A 17,509-nucleotide genomic window follows, 5' to 3' on the forward strand; every position below is an offset into this window, starting at 1 on the left:
TCGGAGGGCTATGAGGGAGTCGGGAACCACAAGATGAGTAGGCATCCCGCGTCAAACCCCATATAGTCTGCTCATGCTCCTGCCACGTATAGGACCTCCCCGATCGACTGCGCGACAGACCGTAATCCGAAAGACAGTGATCGCCGCCTCGGCGGCGATACTGCTGTTCGGGCCCACGGCGGCAGTAGCGACGGCTCAACCCGATCATGCTCCCGGTCTGCCCGCCGAGCTGGTCGCCGCGGTGACCCGCGATCTGAAGATCTCGCCCGACGAGTACCTGCACCGCGCGGAGCTGGCGCAGCAGGTGGCCGCGTTCGCCACCACCGCCCAGCGGCAGTACCCGGCCGTGTTCGGCGGCTCCTGGCTGGATGACGCGGGCAAGGCGGTCGTGGCGCTGGCGCAGGGCCCCGGCGCCGACGAGGCGAAGAAGGCCGCGGAGTCGGCCGGTTTCGAGGTCCGCAACGTCGCCAAGAGCGAAGCGGCCCTGCGTGGCGAGAAGAGCGCGTTCGAGCGCTGGCTCGAGGGTCAGCCGGAGTCGGTGCGGTCGCTGGTGCGCGGCGCGGTGGTGGACACCGTGAACAACGCGATCGCGGTCCGCGTGGACCAGGTTGGTCTGCCGATGCCGAACTTCATCGACCCGGCGCGCGTCATCGTGATGGCCCCGCCGGTGGCGGGCGAGCAGGGCACTTTGCAGGCCGGTGACATCGCGGGCGACGCGCGCGGCGCGCTCGCGGGCGGCGACGGCTACGCCTCGGTCGCCGGACGCAGCTCGCTGCGCTGCTCGCTCGGCTTCAACGGCACCGACCGCAACGGCAACACGGTGAACATCACCGCGGGCCACTGCAACCCGGACATCCCGTCCGCGGGCAGCGGCAATGCCGCGGGCGTCTACGACATCAACGGCGACCGCCTCGGCGCGCAGCTCGGCGTCTTCCAGAAGTCGGTGCTCGGCGAGCAGGACTACTCGATCATCCGGATCAACGACCAGGCCAAGGACCGCTTCGCCAACAACGGCGTTCGTGCGCCCGGCGCGGCTCCGATTCCGGTCGAAGGCGTGGCGACCCCGGTGGTCGGCGCTCCGGTGTGCAAGTCCGGTGCGCGCACCGGCTTCAGCTGCGGCGTGGTCAACGCCGTCGACCAGACCGTGCAGGTCGGCGCCCGGGAGCTCACCCAGAGCTTCTCGGCCAACATCTGCGCGCTGCCCGGCGACAGCGGCGGCCCGATCGTGACCGGCCGGTTGGCGCTCGGCATCTCCAGCGCGTCGTCGGTGGCCGACTACCCGATCTGCGAGATCCCGAACCTGATCGGCGCGCTCACCGGTAATGTGCCGCAGCTGTTCGCGCAGCCGGTGCACGTGGTGCTCTCCGACAACCCGGGACTGCGCGTCCGCACCAACTGACCGCGGGAACCCGCGAAAGGCCGGCAGCGTCGAGCTGTCGGCCTTTCGCCGTCTAAGGGCTTTCCACTGCCCTTACGCGGCCCGCAGGGGGAAACGCCGCATGGCATGCGGTAGCGGTCCGGCATCCTGGACCGCATGTGTTTGGTGTTGATCGGCTGGCGCGCGCACCCGGAATACCGGTTGATCGTGGCCGCCAACCGGGACGAGTTCTATACCAGGCCGACCGAGTCCATGCGTTGGTGGCCGGAAGCGCCCGGTCTGCTCGCCGGACGCGACACCGGGGCGATCGGCCGGGGCGAGGGCGAACCGCCCGGCACCTGGCTCGGCCTGAGCACCCATCCGCACGCCGACAATCGCTTCGCGGCCGTCACGAACGTGCGAAATCCCGCCGATCAACGTCTCGATGCCCGTTCCCGTGGCGCGCTGCTGATGGACTTCCTGCGCGGCGCGTCCGACCGTGGTCCGGCGGGCGAGTTCCCCGGGCCGGAGAAGTACGTGCTCGACGTCGCCGCCGGACCCGACGACTACAACGGCTACAACCTGGTGGTCTCCGACCTGCGCACGCTCTGGTGGCACTCCAATCGCAGCGCCGCGGAACCGCGCGAACTCGCCGCGGGCTTCCACGGGCTCTCCAACGGCACGTTCGTCACGTCGGCTGGTCCGAGCCTGGAGGAAACCGATCTGATCGCTCCACAGCCCATCTGGCCCAAGATCCGGGCGGGTGTGACCGGACTGCGCGAGGTCGTGCGCACCGAGCCCGGTGCGGTGGACCGTTACTTCGAAGTGCTTGCCGACCGCACCGAAGCCGCTGACGACGAGTTGCCGCGCACCGGCGTCCCGTACGAAATGGAGCGGGCATTGTCGGCCAGGTTCGTCGCGCACACCGTGCACGGCACCAGAGCGAGCACGGTGCTGGTCGTCCGCGAGGACGGGATGTTCGAAATGGTGGAGCGCTCGTTCGGCACGCTGGGCGAGGAACTCGGCGAGAACGTCGTCCGCGGCCTGCTGGATCTGACCGGGTAAACGACCGGCGGCCCGCCCTCCGAAGGAGAGCGGGCCGCCGAGAATCCGACGAGCGGGTGAGACCGAGGAATTACTTCGGTTCGCTCGGCTTGTCCGCCCACTTGGTGGTGCCTTCCGGCGCCTGGAGCGTGTTGATCAGGTCGATACCCGCGACAGCGAGCATCGGACCGCCGACCGCCACGGTGCCGAGGATGCCGCCGATGCCCGCGCCCGCGATCGCGGCCGGGATGCAGCCGACGCCGAGGAACGGCAGGCCGAGGATGCAGCCGATCACCGCACCGCCGATGACGCCGACGGCGGTGCCGAGGAAGCCGCCGACGGCGGTCGCGATGCCGAACTGGCTGGCGAACTCGTTCTGCGCGCGCTGGTTCTCGATCGGCGAGGCGATCGGCTGCGCCACGACGTTGACCGCGTTGGCCGGCTTGTCCTTGGGCACGGTGACACCCTGCTCAGGCGTCAGCTCGAGCACCGTGTTGTCTTCCTTCACGATCGGCTTCACCGGGACGACGGTGTCGGCGACCTTGAAGGCGATCGGCAGTGTGAGGACCGCGTTGCCCTGCGAATCCTTGATCCGGTAGACGTCGTCTTCCTTGACGTCCTCGGACGACTTGGCCAGCTCGAATGTTCCCCCCTTGAGCGTCGTCACGACGGTCTTCTCCACCAGCTTGACCGAGTACCGGATCGGGTCGGGCGTAGCAGCGGCCGGCTCGGCATGGGCGGTCCCCAGTCCGATGGTCATCGCACCGATGACCATCGCGGCCGCCGCGGTGGTTCTGCGGAGTTTCAATTCAGTTTCCAATCCATCATCAGGTCGTGCGTTACCGCTGGTCTTCAGCACGCGAGAGCTCTGTACAGCAAATCCGGGTGGTCGGCTCCGGATCCTCCCCGAGCGGTGTGAAGACGGTCGTGGCAATCAGAACGTCGTGAGCCTAATAGAACGCCGCGTTTTAAGCGAGATCCCTTATCAGGCATGGGGACTAAGCCAATCCTTACCGACTGGACGGAATGGTTCGCCGTTTACGGTGGTGGTCGACCACTCGCCAGCGCGATCCGGGCAATTTACTGTGACATTCATCACAGGTAAATAGAGGGTCAAGCCCCAGCATATGGGGCTATAGCCCAAAAGCCCGATCGTACGATGGACATGGTTGTTACTGGCGGGTAACTTGCTGCCGGTTAGGATACGAGCCAACCGAGGCGGTAGCAGAACCAGCCGCGCTCGTGGTGCCTCTAAAGAAAGGTCGCACATGAATGCCCTGACAGTGACGCTGGGCACGATTGGGGCGGCGCTCAGCCTCCTGTGTTGGGCGTCGTTCATCGGCGGCGTCCGCAATATCGCGCGCGCCATCATGATCGGACAGCCCGCGCCGGACCGTTGGCGGCCCTTCTTTCCGCGCTTCAAGCAGATGCTCGTGGAGTTCATCGCGCATACGCGGATGAACAAATTCCGCACCGTCGGCTGGGCGCACTGGCTGGTGATGATCGGCTTCATCGGCGGAGCCATGCTGTGGTTCGAGGCGTACGGGCAGACGTTCGACCCGGCGTTCCACTGGCCGATCATCGGCAACCTGGCGATCTACCACCTGTGGGACGAGATCCTGGGCATCGGCACCGTGGTCGGCATCCTCACGCTGATCATTCTGCGGCAGCTCAACCACCCGCGTCTGCCGGAGCGCCTTTCCCGGTTCAGCGGTTCCAAGTTCGGCCCGGCCTACGTCATCGAGGCGATCGTGCTGCTCGAGGGCCTCGGCATGATCTTCGTGAAGGCGGGCAAGATCGCCGCCTACGGCCACTCCGATCCGGCCACCGACTTCTTCACCATGCAGGTGGCGAAGCTGCTGCCCGCGAACACCACGATGGTGGCGCTGTTCGCTTTCGTGAAGCTGATGTCCGGTATGGCGTTCCTCTACTACGTCGGCCGCAACGTCACCTGGGGCGTGGCCTGGCACCGGTTCTCGGCGTTCTTCAACATCTACTTCAAGCGTGAGGACGACGGCGGCGTCGCGCTGGGCGCGGCCAAGCCGATGATGTCGAAGGGCAAGCCGGTCGACATGGAGACCGCCGACCCCGACACCGACACCTTCGGTGCGGGCCGGATCGAGGACTTCTCCTGGAAGGGCTGGCTGGACTTCACCACCTGCACCGAATGCGGTCGCTGCCAGTCGCAGTGCCCCGCCTGGAACACCGGTAAGCCGCTGTCGCCGAAGCTGCTGATCATGTCGCTGCGCGACCACGGGTACGCCAAGGCCCCCTACCTGCTGGCCGGTGGCCGCAAGGACATGGGTGGCGACGAGGTCGGCCTGGTCGACGCCGAGGGCAACCCGGACGAAGCGAAGCTCGCCAAGATCTCCGAGGCCGCCAAGGCCGAGGCCGAGCTGCCGCTGGTCGGCGGCGCGGACGTGGGCGGCATCATCGATCCCGAGGTGCTGTGGAGCTGCACCACCTGCGGCGCGTGCGTGGAGCAGTGCCCGGTGGATATCGAGCACGTCGACCACATCATCGACATGCGCCGCTACCAGGTGCTGATCGAGTCGGAGTTCCCGTCCGAGCTCGCGGGCCTGTTCAAGAACCTGGAGAACAAGGGCAACCCCTGGGGCCAGAACGCCAAGGACCGGCTCAACTGGATCAACGAGCTCGATTTCCAGATCCCGGTCTTCGGCCGGGACGCCGACAGCTTCGACGGCTACGAGTACCTGTTCTGGGTCGGCTGCGCGGGCGCCTACGAGGACCGCGCCAAGAAGACCACCAAGGCGGTCGCCGAACTGCTGGCCACCGCGGGCGTGAAATTCATGGTGCTCGGCGCGGAGGAGACCTGCACCGGCGACTCCGCGCGCCGCGCGGGTAACGAGTTCCTGTTCCAGCAGCTGGCCCAGCAGAACATCGAGTTGCTGAACTCGGTGTTCGATGGCGTCGAGGATCGCAAGAAGAAGATCGTCGTCACCTGTGCGCACTGCTTCAACGCGCTGAACAACGAATACCCGCAGGTCGGCGGCAACTACGAGGTCGTGCACCACACTCAGCTGCTCAACCGCCTGGTGCGGCAGAAGCAGCTGGTCCCGGTGGCCTCGGTGTCGCAGAACGTCACCTACCACGACCCTTGCTACCTGGGTCGGCACAACAAGATCTACAACGCGCCGCGTGAGCTGATGGCCGCGTCCGGCTCCAACCTGGTCGAGATGCCCCGGCACGGCGAGAGATCCATGTGCTGTGGCGCCGGTGGCGCACGGATGTGGATGGAGGAGCAGCTCGGCAAGCGCGTCAACATCGACCGCGTGGACGAGGCGCTGACCACCTCGCCCGCGAAGATCGCGACCGGCTGCCCGTTCTGCCGCGTGATGCTCACCGACGGCGTCACCGCGCGCCAGGAGAAGGGTGAGGGCGAAGGCGTCGAGGTGGTGGACGTCGCCCAGCTGATGCTGGACGCCATCGAGCGCGTCGAGCCCGCGACGCTGACCGAGAACCTGACCGTCATCCAGGAGCCTAAGGCGCCCGAGGTGGAGCCCGAACCGGAGCCGGAGCCCGAACCCGCCCCGGCCGCCGAAGCTCCCGCCAAGGCCGCGCCGACCGGTGGCGGTCTGGCCATGAAGGGCCCGGCCAAGGCGCCCGGTGGCGGCGGTCTGGCCATGAAAGGCCCGGCCAAGGCGCCCGGTGGCGGACTCGGCATGAAGGGCGCGGCCAAGGCGCCCGGCGCCAAGGCCCCCGCCGCGGAAACGGCGGAGACCGAGGCCACGTCGGCGCCTGCCGCTCCGGTCAAAGGTCTGGCCATGAAGGGCCCCGCGAAGGCGCCCGGTGGTCTGGGGATGAAGGGCGGAGCCAAGGCACCCGGTGCCAAGGCCGCCGCGGCGCCCGCCGCCGAAGCCCCGGCCGAGGCTCCCGCGACCGAAGCCCCCGCGGCCGAGCCGGTCAAGGGATTGGGCATGAAGGGCGGCGCGAAGGCGCCCGGTGGTGGTCTGGCCATGAAGGGCGCGGCCAAGGCTCCCGGCGCAAAGGCCCCGGCAGCCGGGGCAGCGCCCGCCGAGACGGCTACGGAACCGGCCGAAGCCACGACCGCAGCCGCGCCGACCGAGACCAAGCCCACGGTGCCCGCCAAGGGTCTGGCCATGAAGTCGGGCTTCAAGCGGCCCGGCCCCAAGGCCCCCGGCAAGGCAACCCCGGCACCGGCCGCGAAGGATGCGGCTCCCACCGAGCCCGCTCCGGTGGAGCAGGCCCCCGCCGCGGAAGCCCCTGCGGCAAGGCCCGAACCCGCTGCCGAACCGGAGCAGACCAACGGCGCGAGCGGCAACGGCGCACCCGAAGTCGCGCCGCCCAGCGCCAAGCCCGGCGGTCTCGGCTTCAAGGCCGGTGCGAAAGCGCCGGGCCGCAAGAGCTGAGCCCACGACAACTCCATAGCGACATCGGCCGGGTCCGCGAACGGACCCGGCCGATTCATATCAGGGGCAGGTAGACGCTAGGAGCAAGCCACAGCGGTGCAAACGGCCCAGAACCCGCCCGACCGGTCCGGGGCGTTGCGGGCCCCGGCCGGAGACTCGAACTACGGCCTGGTCAGTGCCGCGTAACGAGCGAGATGTTCGTCGGTGGAGCCGAATTCGTGCTCGATCACGGTGAGCCGCTTGAAGTAGTGGCCGATGGCCAGCTCTTCGGTCATGCCCATCGCGCCGTGCAGTTGCACGGCGTTCTGCCCGATGAACCGCGCCGCCCTGGCGACGGTGACCTTCGCCGCCGAGACGGCGCGGGCCCGGTCGTCGGCGGAGGCGCGCAGGGAATGGACGGCCAGGTGGACCGCCGCGATGGCCTGCTCGAGTTCGATGTACATGTCGACCATGCGATGTTGCAGCACCTGGAAGCTGCCGATCGGCTGGCCGAACTGCTCGCGCTGCTTGGCGTAGTCGATGGTGTCGGCGAGCACTTTGCGCATGCAGCCGACCGCCTCGGCACAGATCGCCGCGGTCGCTTCCGCGATGGTCGGCTCGATGACGGTCCAGCCGTCGGACTCCGTGCCGAGCAGCGCGTCGGAGGGCAGACGCAAGCCGGTGAACACGAGATCGGCGGCGGTCCGGTCGTCGATGGTGCGGTAGGCGTGCACCTCGACTCCGGCGGGCGGAGCGCTCGCGTCGAATTCGAGCCGGAACAGCGAGATGCCGGCCTTGTCGCGCCGCTCGCCGGAAGTGCGCGCGGTGATCACCAGGTCGGTGGCCAGCGGTGCGCTGGTCACCACGGTCTTCGCGCCGTCGAGCACCCAGGCGTCGCCGTCGCGGCGGGCGGTGGTCGACACGTCGTGCAAAGCGTGTCCCGATGACGGTTCCAGCGCGGCGAACGCGATGCGCGCGTCACCGGACACGATCCGGCGCAGCACGGCGTCGGCCTGCTCGCCACCGGAACGCCCGAGCAGACCGGCGCCGAGCACGACCGTGTCCACAAACGGCTCGACCACCAGTGCACGGCCGAGTTCCTCGGCGATCACCATGAGTTCGACGGGGCCGCCGCCGGTGCCGTCGACCCGCTCGGGCAAGGTCGCGCCGAGAATGCCCAGTTCGTCGGCGAAACCGCGCCAGATCGCGGGCTGCCAGCCCGTCTCCGATTTCGCCGCCGCGCGGCTCTTCTCCAGGTCGTAGCGGGCGCCGAGATATCCGGCGATCGCGGAGCGGAGCATTTCCTGCTCGTCGGTAAGCGTGAAGTCCATCAGAGTCCCAATGCTGCTTTGGCGAGGATGTTTCGCTGAATCTCGTTGCTGCCCGCGTAGATCGAGCCCGCTCGGTCGTTGAAGTACTTCAGCGGCGCGACGGCCTGCCAGTCCGCGCCGCTGTGGTAGCCGTCGGCGGGCGGCGTGAACTGGGCGATCGGGCCACCCGGCTTGGTGGCGTGCGGCTGGTAGACGCGACCGCGCGGGCCCGCGGCCTCCAGCGCCAGCTCGGTGAGCTTCTGGCTGAGTTCGGTGCCGAGGATCTTCAGGATGGAGGACGCCGGGCCCGGGTTCTTCCCCTGCGCCATCGCGGAAATCGTGCGGTATTCCAGGATTTCGAGCACCTCGGTGCGGATCCGCAAGTCCGCCAGCTTCGCCGCGAACGCGCGGTCGTCGATCAGCGGGTTGCCGTCCGGGCCGGGTTGCCGCGCCGCTTCGGCGGCGATGTCCTGGGCCATGACCTGCAGCCACGGCGCGGCCGCTCCGCCTCGCTCGTGCACCAGCAGGTACTTCGCGACGGTCCAGCCGTCATCGATCCGGCCGAGCACATTGGTCTTCGGCACTCGCACGTTGTCGAAGAAGACCTGGTTCTGCACCTGCTCGCCCGAGGTCATCACCAGCGGCCGGATCTCGATGCCCGGCGCGGTCATGTCGATCAGCAGGAACGTGATGCCCTGTTGTTTCTTACCCGTGCGCGAGGTGCGCACGAGGCAGAAGATCCAGTTCGCCTCGGTGGCGTGGGTGGTCCAGATCTTGCTGCCGGTGCATACGAAGTCCTCGCCGTCCTCGACGGCGGCCATGGTCAGCGCGGCCAGGTCCGACCCGGCCTCCGGCTCGGAGTAGCCCTGGCAGAAGAACACCTCGCCGGTGAGGATGCGCGGCAGATAGAACGCCTTCTGTTCCGGGGTGCCGAACGCGATGATGGCCGGGGCCACCATCCTGATGCCCATCGGCGACAGCGCGGGTGCGCCGGCCAGCGCCGATTCCCGCTGGAAGATGTAGTGCTGGGTCAGGCTCCAGTCGCATCCGCCGTGTTCCACCGGCCAGGCGGGCGCAGCCCAGCCGCGCTCGTGCAGGATGCGCTGCCATTCCATGCTCGCCTCGTGGTCGGGATACACGCTCGTCGCCAGGCGCCCGGCTCGCCGCAACTCCGGCGTCAACTTCGCGTCGAGGAATCCGCGCACCTCGTCCCGAAACGCCAGATCCTCCGCTGACCAGTCGTAATCCATCTGCCCTCCCAGAGGGTGTGCGCCGTTGCTTCCATGGCGACCATCCCGCCACCATGCGACAGAATGTACGGCTTTCTCTTTCACCGAGTCAAACTGAAGTCATATGCCCGCACATCTTTCACCAGGTGAGATCGGCACTCCGAGTGCTTCAGCAGTCCTCGACGAAGGCCTTCAGGTAGCCCATCGATTGGTAGACGTAGTCGTAGGTCCAGCGGGGGATGGAGAGGGCTGGTTCGGGGTCGGTGAAGAGGAGTTCTCCGTCCCAGCACCTTTGCAAGACATAGCGGGCTCGCGAGATGTGGGGGGTGAAGGTGACGACGATGACCCGGTGCCAATTGTGGGCCCGGGCGAGGCGGGCGAGTTCGCGACCCTCGCCGCGGGTGGTGCGGGGAGACGGGTCGAAGCAAAGCACCTCGAAGCTGTAGCCGCCGTGACAGATGCGGTTCAGCATGGCGCTGTTCTCATAGGGGTTGGAGAACACCACCCGTGGCGCGAATCCCTCACGCGCCAAGCGCAGGCCCAGCTGTTCGCGTCCGTCGTGCGCACCGCCGAGCACGAGAACGGCGTCCGCCCGCGCGGGCGGATCGATCCGCGGACGCACGTAGACCGGCCACAGCGCCACCGCGGCGACCACCACCACCAGACCGGCACAGAGCCCGGTCCAGGCCAACCGACGACGTCGCACAGGCCGATGCTAGCCGGGCGCCGCGTGAGCATTACGCCAGGTCACGGCGTCCGGATCAGCGCTGTCGCCGCATGTACACCTGCTGTTGCCCGTACCCTTGCCTCGCTGACGTGGCGTGGCCATCGGCGGGGCTTACCAATCGATCATGCGATGCACAGTCTTCGGAACCGGGTATCTCGGGGCCACGCACGCTGCGTGCATGGCCGAACTCGGGCACGATGTCATCGGAGTGGACGTGGACCCGGGCAAGGTCGCGAAGCTGTCCGACGGAGTGGTGCCGTTCTACGAACCGGGCCTGGAGGATGTGCTACGTCGCAACCTCGATGCGGGCCGACTGCGGTTCACCACCTCCTACGCCGAGGCGGCCGCACACGCCGATGTGCATTTCCTGGGTGTGGGCACGCCGCAGAAGAAGGGTGAGTACGCCGCCGACTTGAAATACGTGCACGCGGTGGTGGATACGCTCGCCCCGCTGCTGGAACGTCCCTCGGTGATCATCGGCAAGTCGACGGTCCCGGTCGGCACGGCGGACGCGCTGGGAGCCCGCGCTCGGGCGCTGAGCTCCACCGACGTCGAGGTGGCGTGGAATCCGGAATTCCTCCGAGAAGGCTTCGCGGTCAAAGACACCCTGCGGCCGGACCGACTGGTCCTCGGAGTCGACCGGGAGCGCGCCGCCGCCGGGTGGGTCGAGGACCTGGTGCGCGAGATCTACGCCGACCTCATCGCCGCCGAGATCCCGTTCCTGCTCACCGACCTGGCCACAGCGGAATTGGTGAAGGTCTCGGCGAACGCCTTTCTGGCGACCAAGATCTCGTTCATCAACGCGGTGTCGGAGGTATGCGAAGCGACCGGCGCCGACGTGACCATGCTGGCCGACGCTCTCGGCTACGACGCGCGCATCGGCCGTCGATTCCTCAACGCCGGCCTGGGTTTCGGCGGCGGATGTCTGCCGAAGGACATCCGCGCGTTCATGGCCCGCTCCGGCGAACTCGGCGCCGACCACGCCGTCGCGTTCCTGCGCGAGGTGGACAACATCAATATGCGCCGCCGGACCAAGGTGGTCGACATGGCCGCCCGCGCCTGTGGCGGCTCACTGCTCGGAGCCAACGTGGCGGTACTCGGCGCGGCGTTCAAACCGGAATCCGACGACGTCCGTGACTCGCCCGCGTTGAACGTGGCGGGCATGATCCAGCTGCACGGCGCCGTGGTGACCGTCTACGATCCCAAGGCGCTGGAGAATTCGCGCCGGGTGTTCCCCACCCTGAACTACGCGACCTCGGTCACCGAGGCGTGCGAACGCGCCGACGTGGTGCTCGTGCTCACCGAGTGGGACGAATTCACCGCGCTGCGCCCGCAAGACCTGGACCGGGTGGTGCGTGCCCGCTCGATCATCGACGGCCGGAACTGTCTCAATCGTGCCACCTGGAGAGCAGCCGGATGGGTGTACGCGGGACTCGGTACACCGTAGAGTTGCGGAGCGAGGCGGGCTACTGCCAGACAGATGACCAGTCCTGCCTTAAGCACAGCTGATCGCCGACGGTAGGGTCCGTCCAGCGGGTCTCCGCCGATGGACGGCGCAGGCTCGCATGTCGTGAAGTGTGAAACGAGATGGGCAGCTGATGAGTTCGGTACTGGGAGTTTCCGTGGGGGCCGGCGCTGTCCGTATGGCGCGACCACACGCCGGAAACCCCCACGGGCATGTCTCCCCGCATTCCTTCGATCTGCAGACCATTCCGGTCGTAGACCAAAGCGTGGAACAGCTGGCGGCAGAGGCCATCGGAGTCACCCTGGAGGCCACGCCGGGTATCGGCGCCACCGCCATCGCCTACCGCAGTGAGCAGCACGCCCGCGCCATTCGCGCCGCCATGGCGCGTCAGCAGTTGACCAATTACGAACTCGTGCCCGAGATCGCGGCCGCACTCGAGTTCGCGCAGGCCACCGGCGATATCCGGGGCATCTCCTCGCTGGTCGTCTACGACCTGGGCAGCTCGGGCCTGACGGTGAGTGTGGTCGACACGCAGACCCGTGAGGTCCGGCACAGCGAGCGCACCAGCGACATCAGCGGCGACTATCTCGACTCGTTGATCCGGGAGCAGCAGATCGCCTCGGGGCGGATCGCGCACCCGCCGAACGCGGCGGGCCTGGCCGCCCTGGACGCGTTGTGCCGCGAGGCGAAAGAGCAGCTCACCACCAACACCGCGGTGGCGTTGCCGAGCGAGCAGGGTTTGGTGCTGCTCGCGCAGGAGAACTTCGAATCGCTGATCATGCTGGCCATCGAGTCGTCGGCGCGCATGGCGCGCGACGTGATCGTGCGCTCGGACCGCCCGGTGCACGGCGTGCTCGCCATCGGCGGTTGCGCCCGGATCCCGTTGGTGGCCAAGGTGCTCGAACGCTGGATGGGCGTGCCCGTCATCGTGCCGGACAGCCCGGAGACCGTCATGGCTCGCGGCGCCGCGCTGCTGGCCAGACCGGTTCGTAAGGAAACGCCGACGGCGGGCGGCACGCTGGACGACGAGCTGTCACCCGCATGGTTGTCGGCTCCCACCCAGCGCGGCAAACGTGAGATCAGCGGTGCGGTGCTGACCGTCAGCGCGCTGGCCGTGGTCGCCGCAATCGGGCTCGGCCTCGGTTACGGACCGCAGGTGCTGGAACGGGATTCGCACACCAGCGAGGGATCACCGTCGCTGTCGCCCACCACCACACCGCGCACGACCAGCTTGGACCCGCAGATCGCGGTCGCGCCGGGCACCACGGAATCGGCCGCGCACGAATCGCTCGCCGCGCCACCGCCGAACCGGCGGCAGACCACCAGCGAGGCGCCGCCGACACCCGGCCCGAACACCATCGTGGTGCCGGGCCTTCCGCCGATCGTGGTTCCCACGATCCCGCCGGAGGTCTTCCCTTTCCCTCCGCCGCCGCCGCAACGCTGAGCTGGGCGGCCGCGTCGCACAACTCCTGACGAGACGGGAAACGGGGAAGTTCAGACTCTCGCGTGCCGTGCGCGACGCGGGCGCGGCGCGGGGGTTGGTTCCTTGGTCGTGAACGGGCGGGCCAGCAGCACCGCGATGCCGGTTGTCAACGGCACCGAGAGCGCCAGCGCGATACCGCCGACCGCCGAGCGCGCGATCTCGATGGCAACGGCGTCACCGGTCAGCACGTCGCGGATGGACCGCCCCGCCACGCTGAACAGCAGCAACAGCGGCAGCGCCCCACCGGCGTAGGCGAGCACCAGCGTGTAGACGGTACTGGCGATGTGGTCGCGCCCCACGCGCATGGCGGCGGCGAAAACCTCGCGCCGGGAGGCCGACTGGTCGATGGCGGCCAGCTCGAACGCGGCCGACGCCTGGGTGATGGTGACGTCGTTGAGCACACCGAGCGAACCGATGATGAATCCGGCCAGCAGCAATCCGGTGATACTGACGTGCTCGATGTAGGTCGCGACGTTCGTGTTCTGTTCTTCGGAAAGCCCGGTGAGATGGGTCATCTCGATGGTGAGCCAGGACAACGCGGCGGCGAGCAGCATCGAGGTCAGCGTGCCGAGCAGCGCCGAACTGGTGCGCAGGTTCACCCCGTGCGCCAGATACAGCACCGCGTACAGGATCAGGGCGCCCGCGACCAAGGCGACCGGGATCGCCGGTTTGCCGTCCAGCAGGGCGGGCAGCAGGAACAGCACCAGGACGGCGAAGGCGAACACCAGGCCCAGCAGCGCGCGGACGCCACGCCAGCGCGCCACCGCGATGATGACCACGACGAAAGCCACCACGATCAGCGTGAGCGGCAGCCCGCGCGAGTAGTCCTCGAACGAATACAGCGGCGTCCCGCTCGGATCGGTCTGGCGGACCAGCCGCAGTTCGTCACCGGCATGCAGGTCGGGTTGGCCTGGGCCAGGCGCGATTTCCAGCAGCGTGCGGTTGCCCTTGTGCGGTCCGGACTCGATCGAGATCAGGCTGCGCTGGCAGGTGTAGGCGTTGTTGCGCGGCGGTTCGGGCTTGTCGACGAAGACCTTGCCCAGTGACGAGCTGCCGCACGGCCCGATGTCCTGCAGCACCACGGTGCCCGCCTCGGTCTGCACCGCGCCGCCGCCCGCGTTCTGCATCGGCAGCGGGATATCGATGTGCTGCTTGCTCGGCCACAGCGCGATCGCGCCGATGACGACGACGATCCCGATCGCGGTGAGCAGCCCGACGACCACGCGCGCCGCGGTCGCGCCGATCGCGATCGGTCCCGAATGATCGTGGTGATGGTGATGGTCGCTCACCGCGCTCCTCTGTCCGATGTGTTTGCGCCCGGAGCGAGCCTAAAGGATTTCATTTTCAAGACCGTCGCGGCGGTTGCCGAATACAGCGGAGACACGGTCGATGCGAACCGATCACGAGAGAAAAGGAGTTAGAGGGGGCGGCGGAGAGCAGGGGGATGTCTCCGCCGCCCGCAGGGCAGGCGGCCCAGGGGGGTAGGCGGCCTAACCCGAGGCCGGATATGCCCAGGGGGGGTAGGCAATCCGACCGGGCACTATGAGTGCCGAGGACCACTGTACACAAAAGTACTTCTTTTGCGCTAGCTAGTCGCCAAATCCGGCGGGTATCCGCACATCGGGTTTGTTTCCAGGCCGGAAGCGGGGCGCTTATATTGTCCAGCGCCGACCTTCCCGCTACTGGCGATAGCTGGACAGGAAGTTGCCGAAGCGTTCGATCGCGACCGCGAGATCCCGAGCCCAGGGCAGTGTGACGATCCGCAGGTGGTCGTGGTACGGCCAGTTGAAGCCGGTGCCCTGCACCATCAGGATCTTCTCCTGCAACAGCAGATCCAGGATCAGCTTGGAGTCGTCGTGGATCTCGTACACATTCGGATCCAGCTTCGGGAACGCGTAGAGCGCGCCCTTCGGCTTCACACACGACACGCCGGGGATCATGTTCAACCGCTCCCAGGCGACGTCGCGCTGTTCGAGCAGCCGCCCGCCGGGCAGGATCAGGTCCTCGATGCTCTGATGACCGCCGAGCGCGACCTGAATCGCATGCTGCGCGGGCACGTTCGGACACAACCGCGAGGAGGCGAGCAGGTCGATGCCCTCCAGGAACCCGGCCGCGTGCTCCTTCGGGCCCGTGATCGCCAACCAACCCGACCGGTAACCCGCGACCCGGTATGCCTTGGACAGCCCGTTGAAGGTCAGGCACAGCAGGTCGGGCGCCACGGTGGCCAGCGAGATGTGCTTGGCGTCGTCGTAGAGGATCTTGTCGTAGATCTCGTCGGCGAGCAGCAACAGCTGATGTTTGCGAGCCAGGTCGGCGATCTGCTGGAGCACTTCGGCGGAGTACACCGCGCCGGTGGGATTGTTCGGGTTGATCACCAGCAGCGCTTTGGTCTTGTCGGTGATCTTCGATTCGATGTCGGCGATATCGGGCTGCCAGCCATTGGCCTCGTCACACAGGTAGTGCACCGGCGTGCCGCCCGCCAGGCTGGTCATGGCGGTCCACAGCGGGTAGTCCGGCGCCGGGATCAGCACCTCGTCGCCGTTGTCCAGCAGGGCCTGCATGGTGATGGTGATCAGCTCGGAGACGCCGTTGCCGAGGTAGACGCCGTCCACGTCCAGCTCGGGGAAGCCGGGCACGAGTTCGTAGCGGGTCACGATCGCGCGCCGCGCGGAGAGGATGCCTTTGGATTCGGAGTAGCCCTGGGCGTACGGCAGCGCCGCGATGATGTCGCGCATGATCACGTCGGGCGCCTCGAACCCGAACGGGGCGGGGTTGCCGATATTGAGCTTGAGGATGCGGTGGCCCTCGGCCTCCAGCCGTGCCGCGTGCGCGTGTACCGGTCCACGGATCTCGTAGACGACGTTCTGCAGCTTCGTGGACTGCTCCAGAACACGCGGGGGATGGTGCGGATGCTGAGGACTCACCCGTCCCATGGTGCCATCCGTCGCAACTGGATAAACCGCCTGTCCGAGCTCTCCACGGGCCGCCACGCCCGCGACGGCGGCCGCGGCCCCGCCGGGTGTGACGCGTCACTCAATGGGCCGCGCCGGGCGGGATCCCTTTGGCCGCCGTCGAGCCGCAGAATTCCTCGATCCGCTCGTCCAGCCTGCGCGCCTCGACCGAGTCGCGGAAAGCCGGAGCCGCGATCCGCCTGCGCACACCGGTCAACCGCTCCTCGAGCTGCGCGATGCGCTTGGCCTCGTCGAGCCCGAGCACCGGCTGTAGCGCCTCGGCCGCGCCGTCCAGGCTGCCGTTGATCAGGTGGGCAGCCGCGCAGTCGACCCTGGCAAGCGCCTCCGCGCCGTAGGAGCGCTGTTCGGACGGGCCGTTCGAATAGAGTTCGATGGCCCGCTGGGTGGCGCCGAGCGCGGGCTCCGCCTGACCGAGGTGGATGTAGGTGGCGCCCGCGTAGTAGTTGGCCTTGGCCTCGTTGAACCCGAAGACGCCGCCCACCTCGTCGTGCAGCGTGTCGGTCGCGGCGATCTCGCGCGCGTCGTCGGCCGCCCGCACGCAGCGATCGGTGTCGGCGGCGCTGCCCAGCGCCGACCAGATGCGCGCCTCGATATTGAGCAGTCGCACCTGCGCGGTCGCGGACTCCGCGAACTCCTGCCCGCTCTGGGCGAGCTGGACCGCCCGGCGCGGCCGCTGCGACCAGTACTCGATCAGCGCGTGCATGCCGCGGGTCCAGGCCCGAAGCCCGTTGTGCCCGCACAACTCCGCGTAGGCCCATGCGGCCCGGACCTGCTCGCCCGCCGCGTCGTAGTAGCCGAGATCGGTGCTGGCGTTGGCGAGCAGGCCCGAGAGGGTGCCCGCCAAAAGATACAGATGGCCGGTATCGGCGGGCCGCTGATGGCCTTCCAGCAACCGATACACCCGGCGCCGCACCCGCACCATTTCCACCATCATCGGCACCGGCGGAATGCGCACGTAGTCGTTCGCGATGCGCACGACATCCGCGTCGAGCTGGTCCAAAGTGCTCGCACCGACATTGGTGCTCTCGGCCTTGCCGGCGTGCTCGCTGGCCTCGTGGGCAGCCGCCATGATCAGATCCCTCTCCGAAATCGCTGCCAACGCAGCACCTCTCATCGCACCGGCGTCTATGAGAGCCAAAAGGTCCGCGTCGCTCGAATAATGAACGCGCGCCGAGGCGTCGGCACGCGCATCGAATCCCGGCGGGACGGTTCGATCGATCGCGGGCTGATCGATCAATGCCGCGAACCGCGCCCGCACCACATCGTCGGACCTGGCCAGTGAGGTATCCAGAGCGGCTTGGTTGATCGGTCGTGGATGAACCCGGACGCCCCCGGCCTCCCACTTCGACACCAAGCGTTCGTGCACACCCAAATGGGCCGCGAATTCCCTGATGCTCATCCGCTTGGCATCGCGAAGGGCACGGGCCTCTTTGCCTGACCAATGCGTGACCACGGTGTCATCCCTTCCGAACGAACTCCTTCCAGAGTACGAGCGGTTTGTGAGCGCGGCCACAGGTGAAATGCGGCCCGTATCAAAGGCAGCGGAAGGGCA

General features: G+C 67.9%; 12 protein-coding genes. 5 read left to right on the forward strand and 7 right to left on the reverse strand.

Annotation, left to right across the window (positions count from 1 at the left end; all coding sequences use genetic code 11):
- Nucleotides 1-73 precede the first annotated feature (73 nt).
- Together ACWEH3_RS01880 and ACWEH3_RS01885 are read left to right on the forward strand one after the other, a co-directional pair.
- Nucleotides 74-1,399 (forward strand): trypsin-like serine protease, encoded by a 1,326-nt coding sequence (locus ACWEH3_RS01880; protein ID WP_450017734.1) that lies wholly within the window; start codon nucleotides 74-76, stop codon nucleotides 1,397-1,399.
- A gap of 135 nt (nucleotides 1,400-1,534) precedes the next feature.
- Nucleotides 1,535-2,422 (forward strand): NRDE family protein, encoded by an 888-nt coding sequence (locus ACWEH3_RS01885; protein WP_450017736.1) that lies wholly within the window; start codon nucleotides 1,535-1,537, stop codon nucleotides 2,420-2,422.
- A 70-nt stretch (nucleotides 2,423-2,492) separates the two neighbouring features.
- On the opposite strand, the gene ACWEH3_RS01890 is transcribed toward ACWEH3_RS01885, so the two are convergent.
- Nucleotides 2,493-3,209 (reverse strand): hypothetical protein, encoded by a 717-nt coding sequence (locus tag ACWEH3_RS01890; RefSeq protein WP_355071465.1) that lies wholly within the window; start codon nucleotides 3,207-3,209, stop codon nucleotides 2,493-2,495.
- A gap of 460 nt (nucleotides 3,210-3,669) precedes the next feature.
- On the opposite strand from ACWEH3_RS01890, the gene ACWEH3_RS01895 reads away from it, so the two are divergent.
- Nucleotides 3,670-6,792 (forward strand): (Fe-S)-binding protein, encoded by a 3,123-nt coding sequence (locus ACWEH3_RS01895; protein ID WP_450017738.1) that lies wholly within the window; start codon nucleotides 3,670-3,672, stop codon nucleotides 6,790-6,792.
- 161 nt (nucleotides 6,793-6,953) lie between these two features.
- Here the strand turns inward: ACWEH3_RS01895 and ACWEH3_RS01900 are convergent, their stop codons facing one another.
- The 3 genes from ACWEH3_RS01900 to ACWEH3_RS01910 form a co-directional block, all read right to left on the reverse strand.
- A complete protein-coding gene (locus tag ACWEH3_RS01900; RefSeq protein WP_450017740.1) occupies nucleotides 6,954-8,102 on the reverse strand; it encodes an acyl-CoA dehydrogenase family protein in 1,149 nt (382 codons plus the stop codon).
- A complete protein-coding gene (locus ACWEH3_RS01905; RefSeq protein ID WP_450017742.1) occupies nucleotides 8,102-9,331 on the reverse strand; it encodes an acyl-CoA dehydrogenase family protein in 1,230 nt (409 codons plus the stop codon). Before ACWEH3_RS01905 ends, ACWEH3_RS01900 begins: the two co-directional genes overlap by 1 nt.
- A gap of 148 nt (nucleotides 9,332-9,479) precedes the next feature.
- Complete coding sequence (locus ACWEH3_RS01910; RefSeq protein WP_450017744.1) at nucleotides 9,480-10,016, reverse strand: YdcF family protein; 537 nt, start codon at nucleotides 10,014-10,016, stop codon at nucleotides 9,480-9,482.
- A gap of 145 nt (nucleotides 10,017-10,161) precedes the next feature.
- Here ACWEH3_RS01910 and ACWEH3_RS01915 point away from each other — a divergent pair, with 145 nt between their 5' ends.
- Both ACWEH3_RS01915 and ACWEH3_RS01920 read left to right on the forward strand, forming a co-directional pair.
- Complete coding sequence (locus ACWEH3_RS01915; RefSeq protein ID WP_450017746.1) at nucleotides 10,162-11,484, forward strand: UDP-glucose dehydrogenase family protein; 1,323 nt, start codon at nucleotides 10,162-10,164, stop codon at nucleotides 11,482-11,484.
- A gap of 151 nt (nucleotides 11,485-11,635) precedes the next feature.
- Nucleotides 11,636-12,946 carry an Hsp70 family protein gene (locus ACWEH3_RS01920; RefSeq protein WP_452358249.1) on the forward strand — a complete coding sequence of 437 codons (1,311 nt, stop codon included), beginning with the start codon at nucleotides 11,636-11,638 and terminating at the stop codon, nucleotides 12,944-12,946.
- 50 nt (nucleotides 12,947-12,996) lie between these two features.
- Here the strand turns inward: ACWEH3_RS01920 and ACWEH3_RS01925 are convergent, their stop codons facing one another.
- From ACWEH3_RS01925 to ACWEH3_RS01935, 3 genes are all read right to left on the reverse strand, one after another.
- Complete coding sequence (locus ACWEH3_RS01925) at nucleotides 12,997-14,274, reverse strand: YibE/F family protein (RefSeq protein ID WP_450017750.1); 1,278 nt, start codon at nucleotides 14,272-14,274, stop codon at nucleotides 12,997-12,999.
- Between the two features lie 390 nt (nucleotides 14,275-14,664).
- On the reverse strand, nucleotides 14,665-15,918 hold the full coding sequence (locus ACWEH3_RS01930) for a pyridoxal phosphate-dependent aminotransferase (RefSeq protein ID WP_450017752.1): 1,254 nt from the start codon (nucleotides 15,916-15,918) through the stop codon (nucleotides 14,665-14,667).
- Nucleotides 15,919-16,018: 100 nt separating this feature from the next.
- On the reverse strand, nucleotides 16,019-17,356 hold the full coding sequence (locus ACWEH3_RS01935; protein ID WP_450017754.1) for a helix-turn-helix domain-containing protein: 1,338 nt from the start codon (nucleotides 17,354-17,356) through the stop codon (nucleotides 16,019-16,021).
- Nucleotides 17,357-17,509: the final 153 nt, after the last annotated feature.

The organism is Nocardia sp. NPDC004718, assembly GCF_053601535.1.

Coding starts and splice junctions, on each gene's coding strand:
- ACWEH3_RS01920 (WP_452358249.1), top strand. CDS start 11,636: ATGAGTTCGGTACTGGGAGTTTCCGTGGGGGCCGGCGCTGTCCGTATG.
- ACWEH3_RS01935 (WP_450017754.1), bottom strand. CDS start 17,356: ATGAGCATCAGGGAATTCGCGGCCCATTTGGGTGTGCACGAACGCTTG.
- ACWEH3_RS01905 (WP_450017742.1), bottom strand. CDS start 9,331: ATGGATTACGACTGGTCAGCGGAGGATCTGGCGTTTCGGGACGAGGTG.
- ACWEH3_RS01915 (WP_450017746.1), top strand. CDS start 10,162: ATGCGATGCACAGTCTTCGGAACCGGGTATCTCGGGGCCACGCACGCT.
- ACWEH3_RS01885 (WP_450017736.1), top strand. CDS start 1,535: ATGTGTTTGGTGTTGATCGGCTGGCGCGCGCACCCGGAATACCGGTTG.
- ACWEH3_RS01880 (WP_450017734.1), top strand. CDS start 74: ATGCTCCTGCCACGTATAGGACCTCCCCGATCGACTGCGCGACAGACC.
- ACWEH3_RS01930 (WP_450017752.1), bottom strand. CDS start 15,918: ATGGGACGGGTGAGTCCTCAGCATCCGCACCATCCCCCGCGTGTTCTG.
- ACWEH3_RS01895 (WP_450017738.1), top strand. CDS start 3,670: ATGAATGCCCTGACAGTGACGCTGGGCACGATTGGGGCGGCGCTCAGC.
- ACWEH3_RS01900 (WP_450017740.1), bottom strand. CDS start 8,102: ATGGACTTCACGCTTACCGACGAGCAGGAAATGCTCCGCTCCGCGATC.